Source organism: Cohnella laeviribosi DSM 21336 (assembly GCF_000378425.1).
GTDB lineage: Bacteria > Bacillota > Bacilli > Paenibacillales > Paenibacillaceae > Cohnella > Cohnella laeviribosi.
The window spans coordinates 1-21,326 of record NZ_KB899858.1 but is presented as its reverse complement, the minus strand read 5'-3'; the positions used below and the strand labels follow the sequence as shown (position 1 = coordinate 21,326).

At 57.9% G+C, this 21,326-nt stretch carries 11 protein-coding genes, 9 tRNA genes and 1 rRNA gene; 19 read left to right on the top strand and 2 right to left on the bottom strand.

Annotated elements, in window-relative coordinates:
* Positions 1-114: 114 nt before the first annotated feature.
* From rrf to F560_RS0120105, 10 genes are all read left to right on the top strand, one after another.
* Positions 115-231: ribosomal RNA gene (gene rrf / locus F560_RS0120150) — 5S ribosomal RNA — on the top strand.
* A 10-nt stretch (positions 232-241) separates the two neighbouring features.
* Positions 242-317: transfer RNA gene (locus tag F560_RS0120145), tRNA-Thr, on the top strand.
* Between the two features lie 5 nt (positions 318-322).
* Positions 323-397 (top strand) — tRNA-Glu (locus F560_RS0120140).
* Between the two features lie 8 nt (positions 398-405).
* Positions 406-481 (top strand) — tRNA-Val (locus F560_RS0120135).
* Between the two features lie 9 nt (positions 482-490).
* A tRNA-Gln gene (locus tag F560_RS0120130) sits at positions 491-565 on the top strand.
* 52 nt (positions 566-617) lie between these two features.
* Positions 618-700 (top strand) — tRNA-Leu (locus F560_RS0120125).
* A gap of 9 nt (positions 701-709) precedes the next feature.
* Positions 710-784, top strand: a tRNA-Gly gene (locus tag F560_RS0120120).
* Positions 785-791: 7 nt separating this feature from the next.
* Positions 792-868 (top strand) — tRNA-Arg (locus tag F560_RS0120115).
* An 18-nt stretch (positions 869-886) separates the two neighbouring features.
* Positions 887-963, top strand: a tRNA-Pro gene (locus F560_RS0120110).
* 14 nt (positions 964-977) lie between these two features.
* Positions 978-1,051: transfer RNA gene (locus F560_RS0120105), tRNA-Gly, on the top strand.
* Between the two features lie 543 nt (positions 1,052-1,594).
* On the opposite strand, the gene F560_RS0120095 is transcribed toward F560_RS0120105, so the two are convergent.
* Both F560_RS0120095 and F560_RS25725 read right to left on the bottom strand, forming a co-directional pair.
* On the bottom strand, positions 1,595-2,752 hold the full coding sequence (locus F560_RS0120095) for a stalk domain-containing protein (RefSeq protein ID WP_019007544.1): 1,158 nt from the start codon (positions 2,750-2,752) through the stop codon (positions 1,595-1,597).
* A gap of 81 nt (positions 2,753-2,833) precedes the next feature.
* Positions 2,834-3,010 carry a hypothetical protein gene (locus F560_RS25725; protein WP_020621299.1) on the bottom strand — a complete coding sequence of 59 codons (177 nt, stop codon included), beginning with the start codon at positions 3,008-3,010 and terminating at the stop codon, positions 2,834-2,836.
* A 409-nt stretch (positions 3,011-3,419) separates the two neighbouring features.
* Between F560_RS25725 and F560_RS0120085 the strand changes: the two genes are divergently transcribed.
* The 9 genes from F560_RS0120085 (at position 3,420) to glmS (ending at position 20,421) form a co-directional block, all read left to right on the top strand.
* Positions 3,420-9,710: a phosphodiester glycosidase family protein gene (locus F560_RS0120085; protein ID WP_019007542.1), complete on the top strand. Its 6,291-nt coding sequence runs from the start codon at positions 3,420-3,422 to the stop codon at positions 9,708-9,710.
* A 166-nt stretch (positions 9,711-9,876) separates the two neighbouring features.
* Positions 9,877-12,669, top strand: a complete 2,793-nt coding sequence (gene ppc, locus F560_RS0120080; protein WP_026298425.1) for a phosphoenolpyruvate carboxylase — start codon at positions 9,877-9,879, stop codon at positions 12,667-12,669.
* 201 nt (positions 12,670-12,870) lie between these two features.
* Complete coding sequence (sigW, locus tag F560_RS0120075; protein ID WP_019007540.1) at positions 12,871-13,428, top strand: RNA polymerase sigma factor SigW; 558 nt, start codon at positions 12,871-12,873, stop codon at positions 13,426-13,428.
* Between the two features lie 96 nt (positions 13,429-13,524).
* Positions 13,525-14,145 (top strand): zf-HC2 domain-containing protein, encoded by a 621-nt coding sequence (locus tag F560_RS0120070; RefSeq protein ID WP_245554916.1) that lies wholly within the window; start codon positions 13,525-13,527, stop codon positions 14,143-14,145.
* 174 nt (positions 14,146-14,319) lie between these two features.
* Positions 14,320-15,156, top strand: a complete 837-nt coding sequence (gene cdaA, locus F560_RS0120065; RefSeq protein WP_019007538.1) for a diadenylate cyclase CdaA — start codon at positions 14,320-14,322, stop codon at positions 15,154-15,156.
* Positions 15,149-16,510: a CdaR family protein gene (locus F560_RS23810; RefSeq protein ID WP_156829067.1), complete on the top strand. Its 1,362-nt coding sequence runs from the start codon at positions 15,149-15,151 to the stop codon at positions 16,508-16,510. Before cdaA ends, F560_RS23810 begins: the two co-directional genes overlap by 8 nt.
* 27 nt (positions 16,511-16,537) lie before the next feature.
* Positions 16,538-17,878 carry a phosphoglucosamine mutase gene (gene glmM / locus F560_RS0120055; RefSeq protein WP_019007536.1) on the top strand — a complete coding sequence of 447 codons (1,341 nt, stop codon included), beginning with the start codon at positions 16,538-16,540 and terminating at the stop codon, positions 17,876-17,878.
* 280 nt (positions 17,879-18,158) lie between these two features.
* A complete protein-coding gene (locus tag F560_RS0120050; protein ID WP_019007535.1) occupies positions 18,159-18,347 on the top strand; it encodes a hypothetical protein in 189 nt (62 codons plus the stop codon).
* Positions 18,348-18,588: 241 nt separating this feature from the next.
* Entirely contained in the window at positions 18,589-20,421 is a 1,833-nt protein-coding gene (glmS, locus tag F560_RS0120045; protein WP_019007534.1) for a glutamine--fructose-6-phosphate transaminase (isomerizing), read from the top strand.
* Positions 20,422-21,326 lie beyond the last annotated feature (905 nt).

Sequence of the window (21,326 nt, the reverse complement as noted above, 5' to 3'; positions counted from 1 at the left end):
GGCAACGCGTGGAGCTGACGAGTACTAATCGGTCGAGGGCTTATCCTAAAGCTTCGACAACAGCGCTTCGTTTCGTATCCGGTTATCAAGGTGTAAGCCTTGAAAGATAAATGATCTGGTGGCAATGGCGGAGGGGAACCACGCGTACCCATCCCGAACACGACCGTTAAGCCCTCCAGCGCCGATGGTACTTGGACCGAAGGGTCCCGGGAGAGTAGGACGCTGCCAGGTCGAACTTCAAGCTCTCATAGCTCAGTAGGTAGAGTGCATCCATGGTAAGGATGAGGTCACCGGTTCGATCCCGGTTGAGAGCTCCAGTTATGGCCCGTTGGTCAAGGGGTTAAGACACCTCCCTTTCACGGAGGTAACAGGGGTTCGAATCCCCTACGGGTCACCACTTATCCCGGAGGCTTAGCTCAGCTGGGAGAGCATCTGCCTTACAAGCAGAGGGTCGGGGGTTCGATCCCCTCAGCCTCCACCATAATCGCGTTGGGGATTAGCCAAGCGGTAAGGCAACGGACTTTGACTCCGTCATTCCTAGGTTCGAATCCTAGATCCCCAGCCAATTTTTTTCGAGTCACACTCGATTGGTTACGCGGTTATCAGCGATTGCCCATGCGCGTGTGGCGGAATTGGCAGACGCACCAGACTTAGGATCTGGCGGGCAACCGTGGGGGTTCAAGTCCCTCCACGCGCACCATTGCGGTATGCGGACGTGGCTCAGAGGTAGAGCATCGCCTTGCCAAGGCGAGGGTCGAGGGTTCGAATCCCTTCGTCCGCTCCATATTTATGCGCCCTTAGCTCAGTTGGATAGAGCGTTAGACTACGAATCTAAAGGTCGGGAGTTCGAATCTCTCAGGGCGCGCCACGCAACAAAACCGTTTGACGGGACGTAGCTCAGCTTGGTAGAGCACCTGGTTTGGGACCAGGGGGTCGCATGTTCAAATCGTGTCGTCCCGACCACTTAACGAATACGCGCGGGTGTAGTTCAATGGTAGAACTCCAGCCTTCCAAGCTGGTAGCGTGGGTTCGATTCCCATCACCCGCTCCATAAATGCAGAAGCCAAAAAGCCTTGAACAAGGCTTTTTTATTTTTGTTTGTTTGACAAATGGATCTACATTGTGGCCTTATGGGGCAGTTATGGAGCACCGGAGCCGGTTCAAAATCAAAATCGGAACGTTGCGGCATAATCAGGCTTTATGGTGCAAAAGGGATCAACAGACGCCCGCGCGATCCGCGGCCTGGCGGAGCAGGAGGCGCCGGAGGGGGCGGTGGAGCTGGCGGAACGGGAGGCGTCGGAGGTATAGGCGGAGGCGGAATCGGGATTGGTGGAAAAAAGGGAGGGAATGGGGGAAACAACGGAAACGACATGCTGCATCCCTCCTCCCAGAGCGTTTTGTAAACAGCTTATTCCAACCTTTGCGATTTGCAAGGGCGCGCAAGAAAAGTTCCAGGATGACTCTCCTTCTCCCCTGCTCACTCATCCCCGAGCATCAGAAGTCCCACTCATTTTTGTTTTGGAAAACGGACGAATAAGGGCTGTCCCGAAAGCCATCGCAGATGGCCAAGGACAAGCCCTTGGATCTTGGATCGTTATGACGCGGAAGCGGGCAGGTCGTACGTAAAGATGAGATCTTCTTTCCCGTTGTAATACGTAAACGTAAGCCGGTCGCCGTCTCGCCCGGTGAACCGTAGAAAATCTCCTAGAATCATGGGGGCGTACTGCTCCACCCTCTGCTGAAGCTCTTCATCGAAAAACACCCGATAAAGCGGAACTTGTTCGCCCGTACCTCGATTGACAAGCGTCAGGATCCCGGTGTCCAACGGCCGAATCAGCGCGAAATCCGGGAAAAATCCTTCAACATTATAGTAAGACGCAGACGAGTCGTCCTCGCCCATGAGTTCCGCAAGATTCACCGTTTCCGCGACTTGTCCGGTCCCGTCCTCAATCAGACGCAGCGTTATGCCGTCATTCATCAGGATTTTGCCGTCCGACCAAAGGGCAGGATCGTTAAACGAAGCGCGAAAATAGGTAGAGGTTTGCCGAATGACGCCTCCGTCTTTCAACAGAAAAAGAAAATGCTCGTAATGGATATGCGGCTCGCCGTAAACATTTCGAATCCGCAGCAAAATCAGGCCTTTCGGAGTCTGTTCGAATTTGAAATCGACGATGTCCAGCTTGGTGCCCAGATTGGCGATTTTGCGTTTTGGGCCGTTTCCGGCCGAAACCCGCAAATCCCCTGTTTCATAGGAAAGCGAGTAAACGGCGCCGTTGAATACTTCCGTATGTCCGCGATAGGTATGCAAGCCGTCGGCTATGATCGTTTTCGTCTTGGGATCCCAACGGAGGGACTTGCCTTCGAGCGTCTTGACCATGAAAGAGGCCGGGAGGAAAAGCGTGTCCCGATACACAAAAGGAACGCCGCCCAGGTCTGTTTTTTGGCCGTCCAGGATGCCGATGCGGCTTCCGGTCCGAACGGCGAAGCTTTTTTCGAAAGCTTTGAATTCGGCGCGGGTTTTCGTATCGTTCCAGTGCATCTCAAAACCAAAATTCGCAAGGACGGAGGAATCCAGGTAGGAGACGCCGTTTTTGACCCAAGCATTGCCGACGGACAACGTTCCTCCGCCGATTAAGTTCAACTGCGCGTAAGCAGGGGTTGCCGCCTTCGCAGGCGCTGGATCAGGAAGCAGGGCGGCAGCGGAAATCAAGCTGACAGCCATCAGCACGGAAAGAAACCGTCCGGATTTCATCCTTAACTTCTCCCATCATTTTTTTTGTTTGTCCATTTGACTCTTGGAACAACCTTGCGCGCTTATTCCCGATGCCGGTCGTCAGGACTTGTTTTTCTTCGAAGCGATCCAGAAAGCCAGGATCACGAGAGGAATGACAATAAACCACGGAATCGTAATCGTCCCTCCGATTATGAACGCCAGAACCATCAATACGATAATGCCGATGATGATGTACAAACAACCTCTGCCGAACGTCTCCAGTTCATTCGCCTCCATTCTTTTTTATAAACGCCAAACACGGCGGACTTGATCGAGCTCCGCAGGACGCTTGGAAAAAAACGATTAAAAACGGGGCGGAAAGGGAGGAAAAAAGAAGATGTCGAAGAATTATTTTTCTTATAGCGCTATATTTTGAAATTTTGCTCCACCCATGGCTTTTGCCGTTTTCCGCTTCCTTTATTGTAATGCAAGATCGTCAATTATTTCCAGATGTTGAAATTCCTTTGAACCGATTGACTCCTTTGGAAACTGCCGAACGCTTGCTTACCGCACACGTTTAACACGGCTTTACCGAAACCAGAATTTGTCTTTACATTTCTCCGTTATGATGATGGCTGTATGCTTGTACGGAACGGAATCCTGTACGGCAAGCCAGCAGATTAACGGAATAGGGGGATGCAGTGCGATGAAGAGGCAGTTGCGGCGGAGGCAGGTTTTATTACCTTTTTTTCTTGCGTTTCTGTTTGTCGTTCAACCGTATGCGACTCTTTATGCGGCTATGACGGAAGCGCCGGCCACCGGGTTCGGAAAAGTGGTGGATGCGCGCAAAACCGAGCTCGCTCCGGGGGCGGTTTATACCTGGTACAATATGGAGATCGAGCGCGGCCTTGAAAAAATGCATTTCGTGGAGTTTGACCCGAAAAATTCGAATCTTGAGCTGAGAGCGGGAACGAAGTCGGGGAAAGTCTACGGGATGCAGGGCGTGACGCAGATGGCGGCTTATGCCGACGCGCCGGGCAACCGGGTCATCGCCGGCATCAACGGCGACTTCTACGATCTGACGGGATACGCGACAGGGGTGCCCGACGGGTTGTTTATGGATGAAGGGCGGATTTTGAACAGCAACAGCAGTTCGTTTGCCTTCGGCTTGAAAAGCGACGGCACGTCGATTTACGGAACGCCGAAGCTGACGATGACGGTGACGATCGGAGGGGAGACGACGAATCTCACCAGCATTAACCGCTACCGGGACACGAATCATCTCGTCCTCTATACGCCCGATTACAGCACATCGACGAAGACGACGGCTCTGGGTACGGAAGCGGTTTTGAAGGTGTTGGAAGGCGAAGTGAAAAGCGGACAGACGATGCGGCTTCAGGTAACCGAAATTCGGGCCAATCAGGGAGACGCTCCGCTGGCGGAAGGAACCGTCGTATTGTCCGCCTCCGGTACGAAAACGGCGTTGCTGAGCGGCCTGAAGGTCGGGGACGAAATTACGGCCAGCTTCGCGCTGAGCGGCGAGTGGCATGACGTGAAGGTGGCCATCGGGGGCAAGGGGCCGCTGATCAAGGACGGCGTCGTCCAGACGAATGTAGGCCCGGAAGGCGTGCATCCGCGCACCGCGATCGGCACGAAGGCGGACGGTTCGATCGTGCTGTTTGAAATCGACGGGCGGGCGCCGGGTTTCAGCGAAGGCGTGACGACGGAGGAATTGGCCCGCATTCTGAAGGATATCGGCGTCGTGAACGCGATGAATCTCGACGGGGGCGGGTCATCTACCTTCGTGGCAAGAATGCCCGGAACGGCGGGCGTCAAGATGCTGAACCAAGGCTCGGACGGCGGCGAGCGTTCGACCGGCAACGCCCTGCTGCTCGTGAATACGGCGCCGGAACAAGCGGCATCCAGGCTGGTTGTGATGCCGAACGAGGAGCGGATTTTGGCCGGTTCTTCGTTCAAGTTCGAGGCGGCCGCGGTCGATGCCGCCGGGCATCCGGCCGCCTGGAGCGGTCAGCCGGTTTGGAGCGTCGAACCGGAGCTGGGAACGATTGACGCGGACGGCATGTTTACCGCCGGGCAAGCGGCTGCAAGCGGACAGGTGGCGGCGGTGTCCGAAGCTTTGCGGGGGACGGCGGAAATCGAGGTCGTCGATCGGCTGACCGGACTCCAATTCCCGGATGCCATCAAGACGTTCCATTCCGGCGCGTCCGCCGTCCTGTCCGTGACCGCGCTGCGCGACAGGCAAGTGATTCAGGCAAGCAACGACGCGTTCGAATGGCGGGTCGAAGGCGATATCGGTACGATCGACGGCAACGGCGTGTTTACGGCCACGACCGAAAGCGGCAAAAGCGGCAAAATCCATGTCAGGTACAAGGATGTCGAAACCTCGATGGATGTGAATGTGGGCCTGCCTCCGGTTGTGCTCGAGGACTTCGAAAACGGGATCGACCGCTATACGGCATCGGGTGCGGCCTACAATTCGGCGGCGATCGCGCTTGAGACGGACCCGGATTTTGTGCGTTCCGGCAATGCGTCGATCAAGCTGACCTACGATTTCGTCGGCAAGACGGGAACCTCGGGCGCTTACATCGCGACGAAATCCGCGGACGTCCGGATTCAGGTGCCGGGCTATCCGGAGAAAATCGGCATGTGGGTATACGGCGACGGGAAGAAGCATTGGCTGCGCGCGCAAATGCGGGACGGCGGCGGCTCGGCGTTCCCTGTCGATTTTACCGATCAGACGACGGGCGTCGATTGGACGGGTTGGAAATACGTGGAGGCCGCCGTGCCGAAAGGGAAAGCTGCGCCGCTGACGATCGATTTGCCGGTCCGGTATATGGAAACAAACAACGCGAACAAAACGTCGGGAACGATTTACGTCGATCAAATCCGGGCGATTTACGGGCCGCTCGAAGAGGACCGCACGCCCCCGATCATCAAGGACGTCCACCCTGCGGATAACGAAACGGTCAAGACGGGCAATCCGGACATTTATGCGTATGCCGAAGACGACGGGTACGACCCGGTTTCGCATCCCGGCACGACCTTGATCGATCCGCATACGATCCGGCTTTATATCGACGGAGTTCTGGTGAGCCACAGCCTGTACCCGCCGGAAGGACGCGTAACGTACAAGCCGGCCGTTCCGCTTGAAGACGGCTATCACCGCGCGAAGCTGGCCGTACGGGATTTGTCCGGCAACCAGACGATCAAGGAGTGGAATTTCAGCGTCGATACGGGCATGGCCAAGCTGAAGTACGATACGCCCAAAGAGGTCTACGCCGGTCATCTGTACACCGTCGACATCACGGCCGATAAGGCGTCTACGCTAAGCGGCGGCCATCTCGAACTCCAATTCGATCCGAGCGTCGTATCGGAGTTGTCGGTCATCAAGGGGGATAAGCTTGCCGACGGCCAGATGGAGCCATCGGTCGATCCGGCGACTGGGGTTGTGCGCGTGGCGTTTAACGGCCTGGAATCGTCGGCGCTTGCGGACAGCGACGTCTTGGCCCGGATTGCCTACAGGGTCAACGGAACCGCGTCGGGCACCCATACGATCGGCTTTGTATCCTCGTCGCTGCTGCTGGCCGGCGCGGACGAGCCGAAACCTTACCTGGGCGCGCCGCTTCAGTCCGCAATCTTGCATGAGCTGAAGCTGAGCTGGGATGAAAAGATCGGACAGGGCTTTACCACGACCTTTACGGTTACGGATGCCGAAGGCCGTCCGGTCGAAGGCGCGAAGCTGATCGCGGACGGCGTCCAGGTCGGCGACGGAACGCTGGTGACGGACGCGGACGGCATCCTTCGCACCGATGCGCTTACGGCGGCGGTGAAGACCTATAAACTTCAGGCGGTAAAAGGCGAGCGGCACAGCGAGATCGTCTCCTTTACGACGCTGAAGCTGGCCGGATCGGAGACGCCGAGCAACATCAGCGTGACGATGGGACAGGACCCCGCGACTTCCCGCGGATTCACGTGGCATACGCATCCGAATACGGAACCGTCGGTCGTGGAACTGGCTAAAGCTTCGGAATTCGCCGGTTTCGAGTCGTCCAACGTTTTGCGCGTGACAGGCAACAGTTACCTATATAATACGCTCGATCTGGGAACGATTCGCGTTCATAAAGCGGCAGTGGAGAATCTCGAGCCCGGAACGGCCTACGTTTACCGGGTCGGCGACGGCGAAGGCCATTACAGCGCGCAAGGCGTTTTCGAGACGGCGCCGTTAACGGGAGAGAGCACGGAGTTCCTTGTGTTCGGGGATTCCCAGGCGGCGGATCTGCCCGGGTTTACGATCTGGGGGAATACGCTGAAAAAAGCGATGGACGAAAACCCGGATGCGGAATTTGTCGTCCATCTCGGCGACATGGTCGACAACGGGTTCAAGGAGCAGGAATGGAACTGGTGGTTCTCGCAGGCTCAGGAGCAGCTCATGCGCACGACCGTCGTAACGGTTGTCGGCAACCACGAGGTGACGGGCACGAAGGGGAACGGGGATTTCCTGGCCCACTTCAACCATCCGCAAAACGGTACGGACCGTCAAAAAGGCACGAACTATTCTTTTGATTATAAGGATATTCATTTTGCCGTGCTGAACAGCGAATACGATTATGCCGAGCAGAAGGAGTGGCTGCGCAGCGATCTGGCCGGAACGGACAAGAAGTGGAAAATCGTCTTTTTCCACCGCGGTCCGTACGGGAGCATCTACGACACCGAAGTCGTGCGGAACGAGTGGACCCCCGTGTTCGACGAATTCGGCGTGGATCTCGTCATGAACGGGCATGATCACATTTACCTGCGCACCTATCCGATGAAAGGCAACGCGCCCGCCGCGGACGGGGACGGGACAACCTATATCATTCCGGGGGCGACCGGGCCGAAGTTTTACGATTTGACGCCAAGGCCTTGGCAGTACATTTATAACGACGAGGATGTCCAAATGTTCTCCTCCGTCGTCGTCAGCGGCAGCAAGCTGACGGTAGAGACGAAGACGATCGACGGGCGGGTTGTGGATACGTTCGAGCTGGAAAAACCGGCGATAACGGTCGATCCGGCGGAGGCGGAGCTGCGGATGGGCGAACGGCTCCAATTGAACGCGCTCGTGGCGCCGCCGGGAGAAGTGGTCTGGTCGGTGGCGAGCGAAACGGCGCCGGGCGTCGTCTCCGTATCGGAGGACGGAACGGTTGTCGCGCTTCGTCCCGGAGACGCCGTCGTTCGAGCTTCCAGCGCACAGTCGGCGCGTTATTACGGGGAAAGCGTCATCCACGTTCCGGACGAATTGGCGTCCCTCGAGCTGTCCGGCAAGCCGGAGCTTGCGCCGGGCGAGTCCGACCGGTCGGTGCTGGTGGCGGTATACGCGTCCGGACTGCGCGAGACCGTGACCGAAGGTGCGGTTTACTACAGCAGCCGTCCGGAGGTTGCCACGGTGGACGCAAGCGGGCGGGTCGAAGCGCTGGCGGAGGGCACGACCGAAATTTCGGCGACCTATCAAGGACTGACGGCTGCGTATCTGCTGCGCGTTGCGCCGGAATCGCCGGGAGCCGGGGAGAGCCGGCTGCGGCTGACGGGCCCCGAATCGCTGCGGGTCGGCGAAACGGCGCCGACCGTGGCGGAGCTGGTGTACGGGGACGGCAGACGCTTCACGCTCACGGAGGGCGTCGTCTATGACAGCAGCGAACCGTCTGTCGCCGCAATCGACGGCTCCGGCATCCTTCGCGCGCTGAACGCGGGCACGAGCGTCATCTCCGCCGTATACGAAGGAAAGACGGCGACCGCCAACATCCGCGTGATCGCCGATCCGATCGCTGTTCCTCCCCCGGCCGGCGCAAGCGATGACGGCGGCAAGCAGTCGCCGGGACGGCTGAACGTCACGAAGGAGCAGCTGGACGGGCTGCGGACTTCGGACGAGATCCGGCTTACGCTGCCCGAAGCGTTGACGGAGCTGGTGCTGCCGGGTAGCGCGGGACAACTCCCGGCCGGCAAATCGCTGGTCATTCAGGCGAAAAATATGACCGTCGTCCTGCCGTCCGAAGCGTTGGCGCCGTTCGCGGGCAAGCTGACCGATGAGGAGCTGGCGGACAGCGTGATCCGGTTCAAGGCGAATGCGGTGACCGAAGAGCGGCTGCAGCAGATGCTGAACCGGGCGGAGACGCTTAGCGGGGCCGAGCTGCGTCCGGCAGGCGAAGCGTTCGAATTCTCGCTGACGCTTACGGACAAGCGCGGCAACGTCACGGAAGCGGACGCGTTCGGGCGGCCGGTCGTCATCTCGCTGCCTGTGCCGGAAGGCGCAGACCTCCATTTGGTCGGCATTTATTATCTGGACGGCAGCAATGCCGAGTATGTCGGAGGGACGGTAAAAGACGGGACGATTACGGCCAGGCTGAATCATTTCAGCGTGTATGCGGCGCTGGAATACGATAAGACGTTCTCCGATCTGAAGGACGGCCATTGGGCGGCTCAGGCGGTCAAGCGGCTTGCGGCCAAGCACGCGGTCAAAGGCGAGGCGGACGGCCGGTTCGCTCCCGAGCGGCCGGTCACCCGGGCGGAATTCGCGGCCATGCTCGCGAGAACGCTGGGCTTAACCGGCGAAGCGGGCGCTTCCTTCAAGGACGTTGCCCCCGACCAATGGTTCGCGGGCGAAGTCGCGCGTCTGGCGCAGGCAGGCATCGTGCAAGGCGGTCCGGACGGAACGTTCGAGCCGGCAAAGCGCATCACCCGCCAGGAGATGGCGGTCATGATCGTCCGGGCGTACGAATATGCTACGGGCCAGCAGGTGGCGTCCGGCGGCGAGGCGAAGGCCTTCCGCGATATCGCCTCCGTTCCCGAATGGTCCCGGGAGGCGGTTCTATCGGCCGGGCGGCTGGGACTTGTCAACGGAAACGCCGGAGGCGAGTTCCGTCCGATGGGCGAAGGCAGCCGCGCGGAAAGCGCGCAAATGATTTATAACCTGATGCAATTAATGGAATCGAATCGGGACTAAACGGGCCTACGGCGCCCCTCCAAGCCCCGCCGGGACGGCGGCTGCGCAAGGAGGGGCGCCGCTTGCGATGGGGAAAGGGAAAGAAAAAAGGAGATTTTCGGGGGGCTTTGTAGTATGATAACAGTTAGAGTGTTTTAGCCGAATTGTAAGGTTTGAGGTGAAACGTATGTCAGACTTGGCCCCATCCAACCGTTCTTCTTCCAATCACCTGCTGCGACGCGATGTTCGTTTTCTGGGGAATATTCTTGGCGAAGTGCTGGTGCATCAGGGCGGACGGGAACTGCTCGACCATGTCGAGAAAATCCGCGAGATGAGCAAGGCGCTGCGCGCCGATTTCGTTCCGGAATTATACGAAGAATTCATCAACACGATCAGCAGCCTGAACCCGGAAGTCCGTCATCAAGTCATTCGGGCTTTCGCCATTTATTTTCAGCTCGTCAACATTGCCGAACAAAACCACCGCATTCGCCGCAAGCGCGACTACGAGCGCTCGGCGGGCGAAAAGGTGCAGCCGGGTTCGATCGAGAGCGCCGTCCAGGAGCTGAAACAGCGCAACCTGCCGATCGAGGAAGTGCAGGAGCTGCTGTCCGGCATTTCGCTGGAACTGGTGATGACCGCGCACCCGACGGAAGCGATGCGGCGCGCCGTTCTGGACATTCACAAGCGGATCGCCGACGAAATGATGGAGCTCGACAACCCGACGCTGACCTACCGCGAGCGGGAGAAGCTTCGGGAGAAGCTGCTTAACGAAGTGCTCACGCTGTGGCAGACGGACGAGCTTCGCGACCGCAAGCCGACGGTTATCGACGAAGTGCGCAACGGCATGTACTATTTCAACGAAACGCTGTTCGACGCGCTGCCCGACGTTTACGAGGAACTGGAGCGATGTTTGAGCAAATATTATCCGGAGCGGAACTGGCACGTGCCGACGTTTTTGCGCTTCGGCTCCTGGATCGGCGGCGACCGCGACGGCAACCCGTCCGTCACCGCAAGCGTCACCTGGCGCACGTTGAACATTCAAAGAGGGCTCGCCATTCATAAATACGAGACGCTGCTGCGGTCGCTCATGCGGAAGATGAGCTTCAGCACGTCGATCGTTAGGGTTACCGACGAACTGCTGCAATCGATCGAGCAGGACCGCGCCCAGGTCGAGCTCCGCACGATCGAACCCTGGACCAACGACAAGGAGCCTTACCGCGTCAAGCTGACCTACATGCTGCAAAAGCTGCAGAACATGCGCGACGAAAAGCTGAAGGGCACGCCTCAACGTTACCATTCGGTATCGGAGTTTATCGGCGACCTGCAGCTGATCGACCGGAGCCTGCGGCACCATTTTGCCGACTTTGTGGCCGACACGCATTTGAAAAAATTGATCCGCCAGGCCGAGCTGTTCGGATTCCACCTGGCGACGCTGGACATCCGCCAGCACAGCAAAGAGCACGAAAACGCGATGGCGGAAGTGCTTGCCAAAGCGGGCGTGACGCCGAATTACGCGGAGCTTTCCGAAGAGGACAAGATCGAGCTGCTTCACCGCCTGCTGTCCGATTCCCGCCCGCTTTTGCACGCCAGCGAAAGTCTGTCGGAAGGAACGAAGGAATGTCTCGAGGTGTTCCGGACGATTTACCGGGCGCAGGACGAATTCGGGACAAACTGCATTACCAGCTACCTGATCAGCATGACCCAGGGCGCAAGCGACATGCTCGAGGTCATGGTGTTCGCCAAGGAAGCGGGCCTCTTCCGCCGGGAGCCGGACGGTTCCGTCGTCTGTACGCTGCAGTCGGTGCCGCTGTTCGAAACGATCGACGATCTCCATGCCGCGCCGGCCATTATGAAGAAGCTGTTCGAGCTGCCGGTATACCGCAAAACGGTCGAAGCGATGGGCAACCTGCATGAAATCATGCTCGGCTACTCCGACAGCAACAAGGACGGCGGCATGGTGACCGCCAACTGGGAACTGCGCGTGGCGCTCAACGAGCTGACCCGGATCGCCAAAGACTATGGCGTCAAGCTGAAATTCTTCCATGGACGCGGCGGCGCGCTCGGACGCGGCGGCATGCCGCTTAACCGTTCCATTCTCGCCCAACCCCCGCATACGATCGGCGGAGGCATCAAGATTACCGAGCAGGGCGAAGTGCTCAGCTCCCGCTACTCGATGCAGGGCATCGCGTACCGCAGCCTGGAGCAGGCGACGAGCGCCCTTATCAAAGCGGCATACCTGTCGCGGCATCCGTCCGGCGAGCAGGCGGCGGAGCGGGAATGGGAGCAAATTTTGATCGGCATTTCGCAAACGGCCCAGACCAAATATCAAGACTTGATTTTCCGCGATCCGGATTTCATGACGTTCTTCAAGGAATCGACGCCGCTGCCGGAAATCGGGGAACTGAACATCGGCTCCCGCCCGGCCAAGCGCAAAAACAGCGAACGGTTCGAGGATTTGCGGGCGATTCCGTGGGTGTTCGCCTGGACGCAAAGCCGCTACCTGTTGCCGGCGTGGTACGCTGCCGGAACCGCGTTTGAAAGCTACATCGCCGGCGACGAAAGCAAGCTGGAGACGCTTCGCAAGATGTACCGCGAATATTCCTTCTTCGCTTCGCTGATCGACAACCTGCAGATGGCCCTGGCCAAGGCGGACTTGCTGATCGCCCGGAAGTACGCGGGCATGATCAAGGACGAGACGATCCGCTCCCGCATCTTCACGCTGATCGAAGACGAATTCGACCGCACGAAGAAAATGATTCTGGCGATCACCGGCCAAGAGGACATTCTCGACAATGTGCCGGTCATTCAGGAATCGATCCGGCTGCGCAACCCCTATGTGGACCCCCTGAGCTACCTTCAGGTCCAGCTTCTGACGGAGCTTCGCGAGCTGCGCGCAAGAGGCGAGGACAACGCGGAGCTGCTGCGCGAAGTGCTGCTCACGATCAACGGCATCGCCGCTGGCATGCGGAACACGGGCTGATGCGCGGGTCGGCCGGCTTCGCACCGGATAACGGATAGGAAGGAAATGCAAAGCAGGTTTGGGCGACCGGACCTGCTTTGCGCATAAAGGACAACGTTGATTTTTTCTATGAATTGAATTACGATTTTGCTAGAATTCGGCGACTTGTCGCCGCGATGCCCGCCCAGATCGGAACGAATCGGAGGACTGACGGTGAGGCCAATGGAGACGCGACTGGCCCGGCTGGCCCGCAAGGGCGACCAAAGGGCGTTCGCGGAAATTGTAGAATTGTATAAAGACAAGCTGTTTCACCTCGCAAACCGGATGATGAGCAACCGTCAGGAAGCGGAGGATATCGTCCAGGAGACGTTTTTGCGCGTGTATAAGCATCTGGACCGCTACGACGAGAACCAGAAGTTCTCGACGTGGATCTACCGCATCGCGACGAACTTGTGCATCGACCGGCTCCGCAAACGGCGCCCGGTCTATTCCCTCGACGCCGAGTCGTCGGACCACGAGGGGCTGGACGGTTATGCCATGATGCCGAGCGACGACCGTACGCCGGAGAGCGAACTTTTGCTGTCGGAAACGCAGCGTATCATCCACGAGACGATCGAAACCCTTCCCCTCAAATATAGAGCCGTTATGGCGCTCCGCTACTTTCAGGATATGTCGCTGCAGGAAATTTCCGAAGTGCTCGAGATGCCCGTGACGACGGTCAAGACGCGGGTGCATCGGGGCCGGGAATTTCTGCGGAAAAAATTGGAGCCTAAATTGTAGAGTTAAACGCGGCGAAAATGAAACCGACCCGTTTGGCCAACGTACAAATAAAGGAGAAGCAACTTCACGGAGCGCAATCTCCGGGTGTAGAAAGGGATGGCTCATATGAAGTGCGGCGACGCCATCGCATACATGCACGAATATCTGGATGGGGATCTCCCCTTAGAGCAAAGGCGTAAGCTGAAGCATCACCTGTCCGAATGTCCCGCATGCGCAGCTCGGTTTCAGTCGATGCAGCATACCGAGGCGCTCCTTCGGGCGATGCCGGTTGAAGCCGCTCCTGCAGATTTGACGCATAAAATCATGAAGTCGCTCCCCCGGACGCGGAGTCCGAAGTCCTGGACGACCTGGGTCCGCCGTCATCCGGGTATGTCCGCGGCAGCGATCTTCCTGCTCATTATGCTGTCCAGCTTCGTCGCGATGTGGAATCAAGGGCAGCAGTTGTCGCTCAAAGGCGACGACCTGGAGCATGTCGTCGTCAAGGGCAGAACCGTCATCGTGCCCGAAGGCGAAAGAGTGGAAGGCGATCTCATCATTGAGAACGGAGAACTGCAGGTGCTCGGGGAAGTCGACGGCAACCTGACCGTAATCGACGGCAACGTGACGCTGGCTTCCACCGCCCATATCGCGGGCAAGGTCAAGGAAATCGACCGGGCGATGGACTGGGCATGGTACAAACTGACCTCTTGGTTCGATACGCTCGCTTACGGATCATGACGGCACGCCTTGCCGCGGCCGGCCTAAGCGGGTCCCTCCCTGGGACTTAGGGAGGTTTTTTTGTTGGCAAAAAGGATTTCCGTGCAGGAGTAGAGAAGTGAGAAGAGATATAAACTAAGCGTATTCTGACAAGATTCGGGAAACCGATCGAGACGCCGGATTGGGGGGTGCGTCTTGGAGTATTTTCGCACGCTGACGTGGTTTGGCGCCATCAAGGACATCGCAGATATCCTTATCGTCAGTTACCTGATATACAAATTGATCCAGCTTGTCCGGGGTACGCGCGCGGTCCAGTTGCTGAAGGGGATCTTTTTGCTCGTCATCACTTGGGCGCTCAGCACCTGGCTTAATTTGTATACGCTGAAGTGGCTGATGAACCAGATGTTTACGTTCGGCGTCGTGACGATTCTGATTATTTTCCAGCCGGAGCTGCGCAGAGCGCTCGAGCAGCTCGGCAGGGGCAAGCTGTTCGTCCGGTCGATCGCGGTCGACGAGGACGTAAGCCACACCATCAACGAAGTCATTAAAGCCGTTAATTACATGGCCCGGCGCAAAATCGGGGCGCTGATCGTGTTCGAGCGCACGACGGGCCTGAACGAATACATCGAATCCGGCATCAAGATGGAATCGACCATCAGTTCGGAGCTGCTGATCAACGTGTTTATTCCGAATACGCCTTTGCACGACGGAGCCGTCATTGTGCGCAATTCCCAAATCATGGCAGCGGGGTGCTACTTGCCTCTATCGGAAAATCCGTTCATCAGCAAAGAGCTCGGCACGCGCCATCGCGCGGCCATCGGCATCAGCGAGGTATGCGACGCGATTTCCGTTGTCGTGTCCGAGGAGACGGGACAAGTATCGCTTGCGATGAACGGACAAGTGGTGCGCGACATCAAGGAAGAATCGCTCATCTCCAAGCTGTTCGACGAGCTTCGTCCGAGAGCGAAAGCCGGCGAGAAAGGGCGAATGCTGGCGTTCTGGAAAAGGAAAGAAGGTGGCGGCCGTGGATAAATGGCTAAACCATCCGACGGCCATGAAGCTTGTCGCGCTGGCGCTCGGCATTCTTCTGTGGGCGGTCGTTCATTTTCCGGAAGCCAACAATATGTCGGCAACGCCGCCCAGCCAGCTGCAAACGAAGACGATTAGCGACGTTAAGGTCCAATATTACGGTTTGGACGAGCGGAGTTTCGTACTGCAAAAAATCGAGCCGAAGACGGTCAAAATGGTCGTCCGGGGGACGAAGTCCGATTTGCTCAAACTGGGCGCGGAGGACTACAAGGTCCAAGTCGACCTGAGCACGGTAACGGCAGGCGAACATACGCTGAATCTGTGGGCGAATTTGCCGCGCGGAATCGATGTCGTATCGCTGTCGCCTACCTCCGTCACCGTGTTTGTCGAGGAATTGCAGACGAAGGAATTCGAAGCCAAGGTGACCGTAACGGGAACGCCGGCGCAGGGCTACAAGGCCGGAACGCCCATTCTCAGTCCGACCAACCGGGTGCATGTGACGCTCCCGGAGAGCCAGATGAGCAGGGTGGATCATGTCGGCGCCTCCGTTTCGGTCGAAGGGCAAAGCAAAAATATCAAGAACAAAAGCGTCAAGCTGCAGGCATTCGACAAAAACGGAAACGTGATCGAGGGAGCGCAGATCGACCCCGCCGTGCTGGAGGTGGAAGTGCCGATCACCAATCCGTTCAAGACGGTGCCGCTGCAGTTCAAGCTGGTCGGCTCGTTGCCGTCGGGGCTCAGCATTTCCCGTTTCAGGCCGAAGACCGAGCAGGTGACGATTTACGGGCCGCAGGTCGAACTGGACAAAATCGAGTTTATCGAAGCGGACCTTAAGCTTGACGATTTGACAAAGTCGAAAGAGGTGACCATCCCGCTGACCGCGCCTCCGAATATTATGGCGATTTCGCCAACGGAAGTGACCGTCAGCGTGGAGGTTGTGCTGTCGCAGACGCGTACGCTGCAAGGACTACCGGTTTCGATCGAGGGTCTGGCCGACGGGTTGGACGTCAAGATTACCGATCCGTCCACGGGCGTCGTCGATATTACGCTGAAGGGCGCGCCGGCGATGCTGGACAGCCTGCAGCCCGGAGATGTCGACGTGGTGGCCGACCTGAGCGGGCGGGGCCCCGGCGTGCACACGGTGCCGCTCGTCGTGAACACGCCGCGCTTTATCGACCAGGCGGGCGGCAACGTCTCGGTTACCGTGGAGATTACGGATCCGAAGGCGGCGACGGCGCCGCCCCGGGAGCCGGCGGCCGAACAGGGCGGCGGCTCCTTGGACAGCGGTACGGAAGGCGGCACAAACCAACACACCGAGAGCCCTCCGCCGGATGCGGAGCCGGTTGTCGGAGAGTAGCAAACGAAGGGGAAGGTATCAAGACTTATGGGGAAATACTTTGGTACAGACGGAGTACGCGGCATTGCCAATCAGAATTTGACGGCGGAGCTCGCCTATAAGCTGGGCCGGTGCGGCGGAGTCGTATTGGCGGGAAATTCGGCGCGGCCCAAAGTCGTGATCGGGCGGGACACCCGCGTTTCGGGGCCGATGCTGGAGAACGCGCTGGCGGCCGGATTGTTGTCGATCGGTGCGGATGTCATTCGGATCGGGGTCGTGTCCACGCCGGCCGTCGCTTATTTGACGCGAGTGCTGGGCGCCGACGCCGGCGTGATGATTTCGGCTTCGCACAATTCGGTCGAGGATAACGGAATTAAGTTTTTCGGCGGCGACGGCTTCAAGCTGCTCGACGAGACGGAAGCGGAAATCGAAAAGCTGATGGATGCGCCGGAAGATACGCTCCCGCGCCCGATCGGCGGCGGCATCGGGACGGAGACGAGCGACCTGCAAGCCAAGTTCCGCTATCTCGAATACTTGAAGACAACGGTTCGCCATTCGTTCAAGGGATTGAAGATCGTGCTCGACTGCGCGCACGGAGCCGCTTACGAACTTGCTCCCGCCATTTTCCGGGATCTGGGGGCCGAAGTCTACGCTTACGGCGCCGAGCCTACCGGCCTGAACATTAACGACGGAGTCGGCTCTACGCATCCGGAAATGCTCGCAGCCAAGGTCAAGGAGCATGGCGCGGACATCGGACTCGCCTTCGACGGGGATGCCGACCGCCTGATCGCCATCGACGAGAACGGCGAAGAGGTCGACGGGGACTTCGTCCTGTGCATTTGCGGCGAAGCGATGAAGCGGGACGGCCGCCTGAAGCACGATACGATCGTCACGACCGTCATGGCGAACATCGGCTTCTTCAAAGCGGCGGAGAAGCTGTCGCTGAAAACGGTGAAGACGGCCGTGGGCGACCGCTACGTGATGGAGGAAATGGTGCGCGGCGGCTACAATCTCGGCGGGGAGCAGTCCGGCCATGTCATTTTCCTCGATTACAATACGACGGGAGACGGCATTCTGACCGCTCTGCAGCTTGTCGATACGGTTGTCGCTTCGGGCAAAAAGCTTAGCGAACTCAAACAAATGATGAGCAAGTATCCGCAAGTGCTTGTCAATGTTCGCGTGGCCGACAAAAGCCGTTTTGCGGGCAACAAGGCGATCGAAGAAGCGGTCGCTTCCGCCGAGCGGGAACTCGGCGACAACGGCCGGGTCTTGGTGCGGCCGTCCGGGACGGAAGCGCTCATTCGCGTCATGGCGGAGGGACCGGACCGCGCGGAGATCGAACGGCATGTCGAAAGCATCGCCGCCGTCATTCGCAAGGAACTGGCATAAGGTCGAAACGTGCGGAGCCTCCGGTATCGAAAAGCCGGAGGTTCTTGTCATTTCCCGGGAAATCGCCTGCTTGCAGTTGCAAGACGAGCGGAAAACGAATATGATAGGGGTATTATTACGGAAACGAAAGCGAGGGCAGCACGAATCAGCAAGATAAGCGCCAGAACTTGTCGCCGGATCGAGCGGCTTTCCGTAAGCTTCGGGCGGAAACGGAACGGATGAAGCGGGTTCCTAACGAAGGGGAAGCGAGGCGAAATCCGCAAGGCGGCAAGTTGACGAGGTGGAGGTGTTCGAAGCGTTCGGCGGGGACCTCCCGGCCCGGATCGGGGCCGAACAGCCGGAAGACAAATCGCCAGGGCGACCGGGCGGCCAATATTCCGGCACGATCCAAACGAGAAAGAGACGGCACAAATGCGACGGACCGGGATCGACCGCAGAGGACGGCTGGCTGGTCACGTCCATACGATAACTTCCGGCGGACATTGGATTTCAGCGATGCTTCGGCAAGGATAGCCGTTTTATCCGGAATTCGAATCGTCATTGCTGAATCGGACGCGCCTGTCGAACAGGCGTTGCCTTTGGGCTTTAACCGGACAAGGTTTGCTCGTTGACAGGGCAGGCTCTCGTTTGTTGCGGCCTCCAACGGCCTGCGGCTTGGTTTCGGTTCGTCTCGGCTGCTGCCGGTACCCGAAACGGAGGTCTGTTTGCTTATGTGCGGAATTGTAGGATATATTGGTCATCGGCAATCTCAGCCGATTTTGCTTGAAGGATTGAAAAAGCTCGAATACCGGGGATACGATTCGGCGGGCATTGCCGTGTTCACCGAACGCGGCTTGGAAATTACGAAATCGGTCGGGCGTCTGGCGAATCTGGAGGGACGTCTTCGCGACGATCCGCTGCGCGGCACGGTCGGGATCGGACATACGCGCTGGGCGACGCACGGCAAGCCGTCCGACGTCAACTCCCACCCGCACACGGACAGCTCCTCGAAATTCTCCGTCGTGCACAACGGCATTATCGAGAACTACCTGGAGCTGAAAGAAGAACTGATGCATAAAGGCCACCGTTTCCAATCCGAAACGGATACCGAGGTCATTTCTCACCTGATCGCGGCTTTCTACGAAGGCGATATCGTCAAAGCGGTGCAAAAGGCCGTGCGCAAAATGCGCGGCGCGTTCGCGCTCGGCGTGCTGACGGAACACGAGCCGGACCGCCTGGTCGCTGTGCGCTACGCCAGTCCGCTCATTATCGGGATCGGGGAAGGCGAGAAATTTATCGCGTCGGATATTCCGGCGATTCTCGAGCATACGCGGGACATTTATATTTTGAACGACGGCGAAATGGCCGTGCTGACGCGCGACGGCGTCGAGCTGATGACGATCGAAGGAAACTTCATCACGAAGGAAGTGTTCCATGTCGATTGGGATCTGATGACCGCCGAGAAGGGCGGCTTCGATCACTTCATGCTGAAGGAAATTCACGAACAGCCGAAGGCGTACCGGGATACGATGCGGGGAAGGTTGAGCGAAGACGGCCGCTCCGTGGCGCTGACCGAGCTGAGCATCACGCCGGAGCAGCTTCGCGAAATCGACCGCGTGCATATCGTCGCTTGCGGCACGGCCATGCATGCCGGACTCGTCGGCAAGACGGTCATCGAGCAGCTTGCCCGCATTCCGGTCGAAACGGACGTCGCTTCGGAATACCGCTACCGCTCGCCGATCATTACGCCGAAGACACTCGTCATCGTCGTCAGCCAATCCGGCGAAACGGCCGATACGCTGGCCGCGCTGCGGGAAGCGAAGCGCAACGGCGCCCGCGTGCTGGCCATTACGAATGTTGTCGGCAGCTCTGTCGCCCGCGAAGCGGACGATGTCATTATCACGCTCGCCGGGCCTGAAATCGCCGTCGCTTCGACGAAGGCTTACACTTCGCAGCTGATCGCCTTTTATCTGCTCGGATTGCATATGGCTCAAGTGCTCGGCACGAAGGATGAAACTTATATCGCCCACGTGCTGGCCGCCATGCAGTCGCTTCCCGAGCAGGTCGAGCGCATTCTCGCCCAAGGGGAGACGATCAAGACGGTTGCGGAATCGATCGCGAAGCACCACAACCTGTTCTTTATCGGACGCGGCGTGGATTACGCCGTAGCCCTGGAAGGGTCGCTGAAGCTGAAGGAGATTTCGTACATTCACTCCGAAGCGTACGCCGCCGGCGAACTGAAGCACGGCACGCTGGCGCTGATCGAAGAAGGCGTGCCGGTCATCGCGCTGATCACGCAGGAAGACCTCCGCGAGAAGACGCTTAGCAACATTAAGGAAGTCAAAGCGCGCGGCGCCAACGTGCTCGGCATCATCAACGAAGGCTTCGAGGACGAAATCGCCAAATCCGTCGACCGCGTCTTCGCCATCCCGCGCACGATCCCGCTGCTGACTCCGGCCTTGTCCGTCATCCCGCTGCAGCTGCTGGCGTACTACGCTTCGCTTGCCCTCGGCCACGACGTCGACAAGCCGCGCAACCTGGCGAAGAGCGTGACGGTGGAGTAAGGCGGTGCGGTGAGCAGTAACATTTATCATCGTCAAATAAATCCCGTCTTGGGAAAATAAAAACTGTCCAGGGACAATAAAAAATGTCCAAGAAGCCGAGCGGTGTTAGGGTTCATGCCTGATCACCTGTTCGGCTTCGTCTTTTGGAAAGGGGTAGGGGGAGAGGGTGAAAGGGAAAAGGGGGTGATAAATCAGGCTTTGTCCCAATATACCCTCCCCCTTTGTCCTTTCCCTTATCCCTGCCCCCTCGTTCCCTCAAATATTTCCCTGGACATTTCCCAACGTTCCGTTTTCGTGCTCCCTTTCCACTTTTCCCCTAATTTCTTCCAATTTGGCGGACACTTTTTATTTCCCCCCATTTTGTACCAACTCGTTCCTCAAGTCCTGAAAACCCTTGTACAGCAAGGGATTGGAGTGGGATGGACATAAATTATTGTCTATTGACATAGTAGGGAATTTAAAATGGGATGATCATGCTCGTATGATTTTATTGCTTGGAGGGGGCAGTCGATAAGGGAGCATTTTAGGTGAATGTCCATCATACATCATGATTATAAAAATGTGATACAATTTCCTGAAAGGGAGAAGAAACAAATTATTGGTTCTAAACTGTCCAATAAATATGCTGTTACCGCTGAAGCATAACGTCCAATTGCTGATGGGATTGCCTGTCCGGAAGTTGCTGAATATAATGACCGTATCACAGAAAAGGAAAAGGATGCTTCCCTTTTATGTGGGCCTGCAGCAACAGGCTCACGGGATGCATCCCCTACCCAACATGATCATTGTAACAGAGTATGAGCTGGTTGAGAAGACTCCCGGCGTTTTCAGTTCGATGTGCAGAGTTGGTCCCCTCACCTTGTTGTGGAGAAGCGCTTAGTGTGATCGGCAGTCGGCGGCGGAAA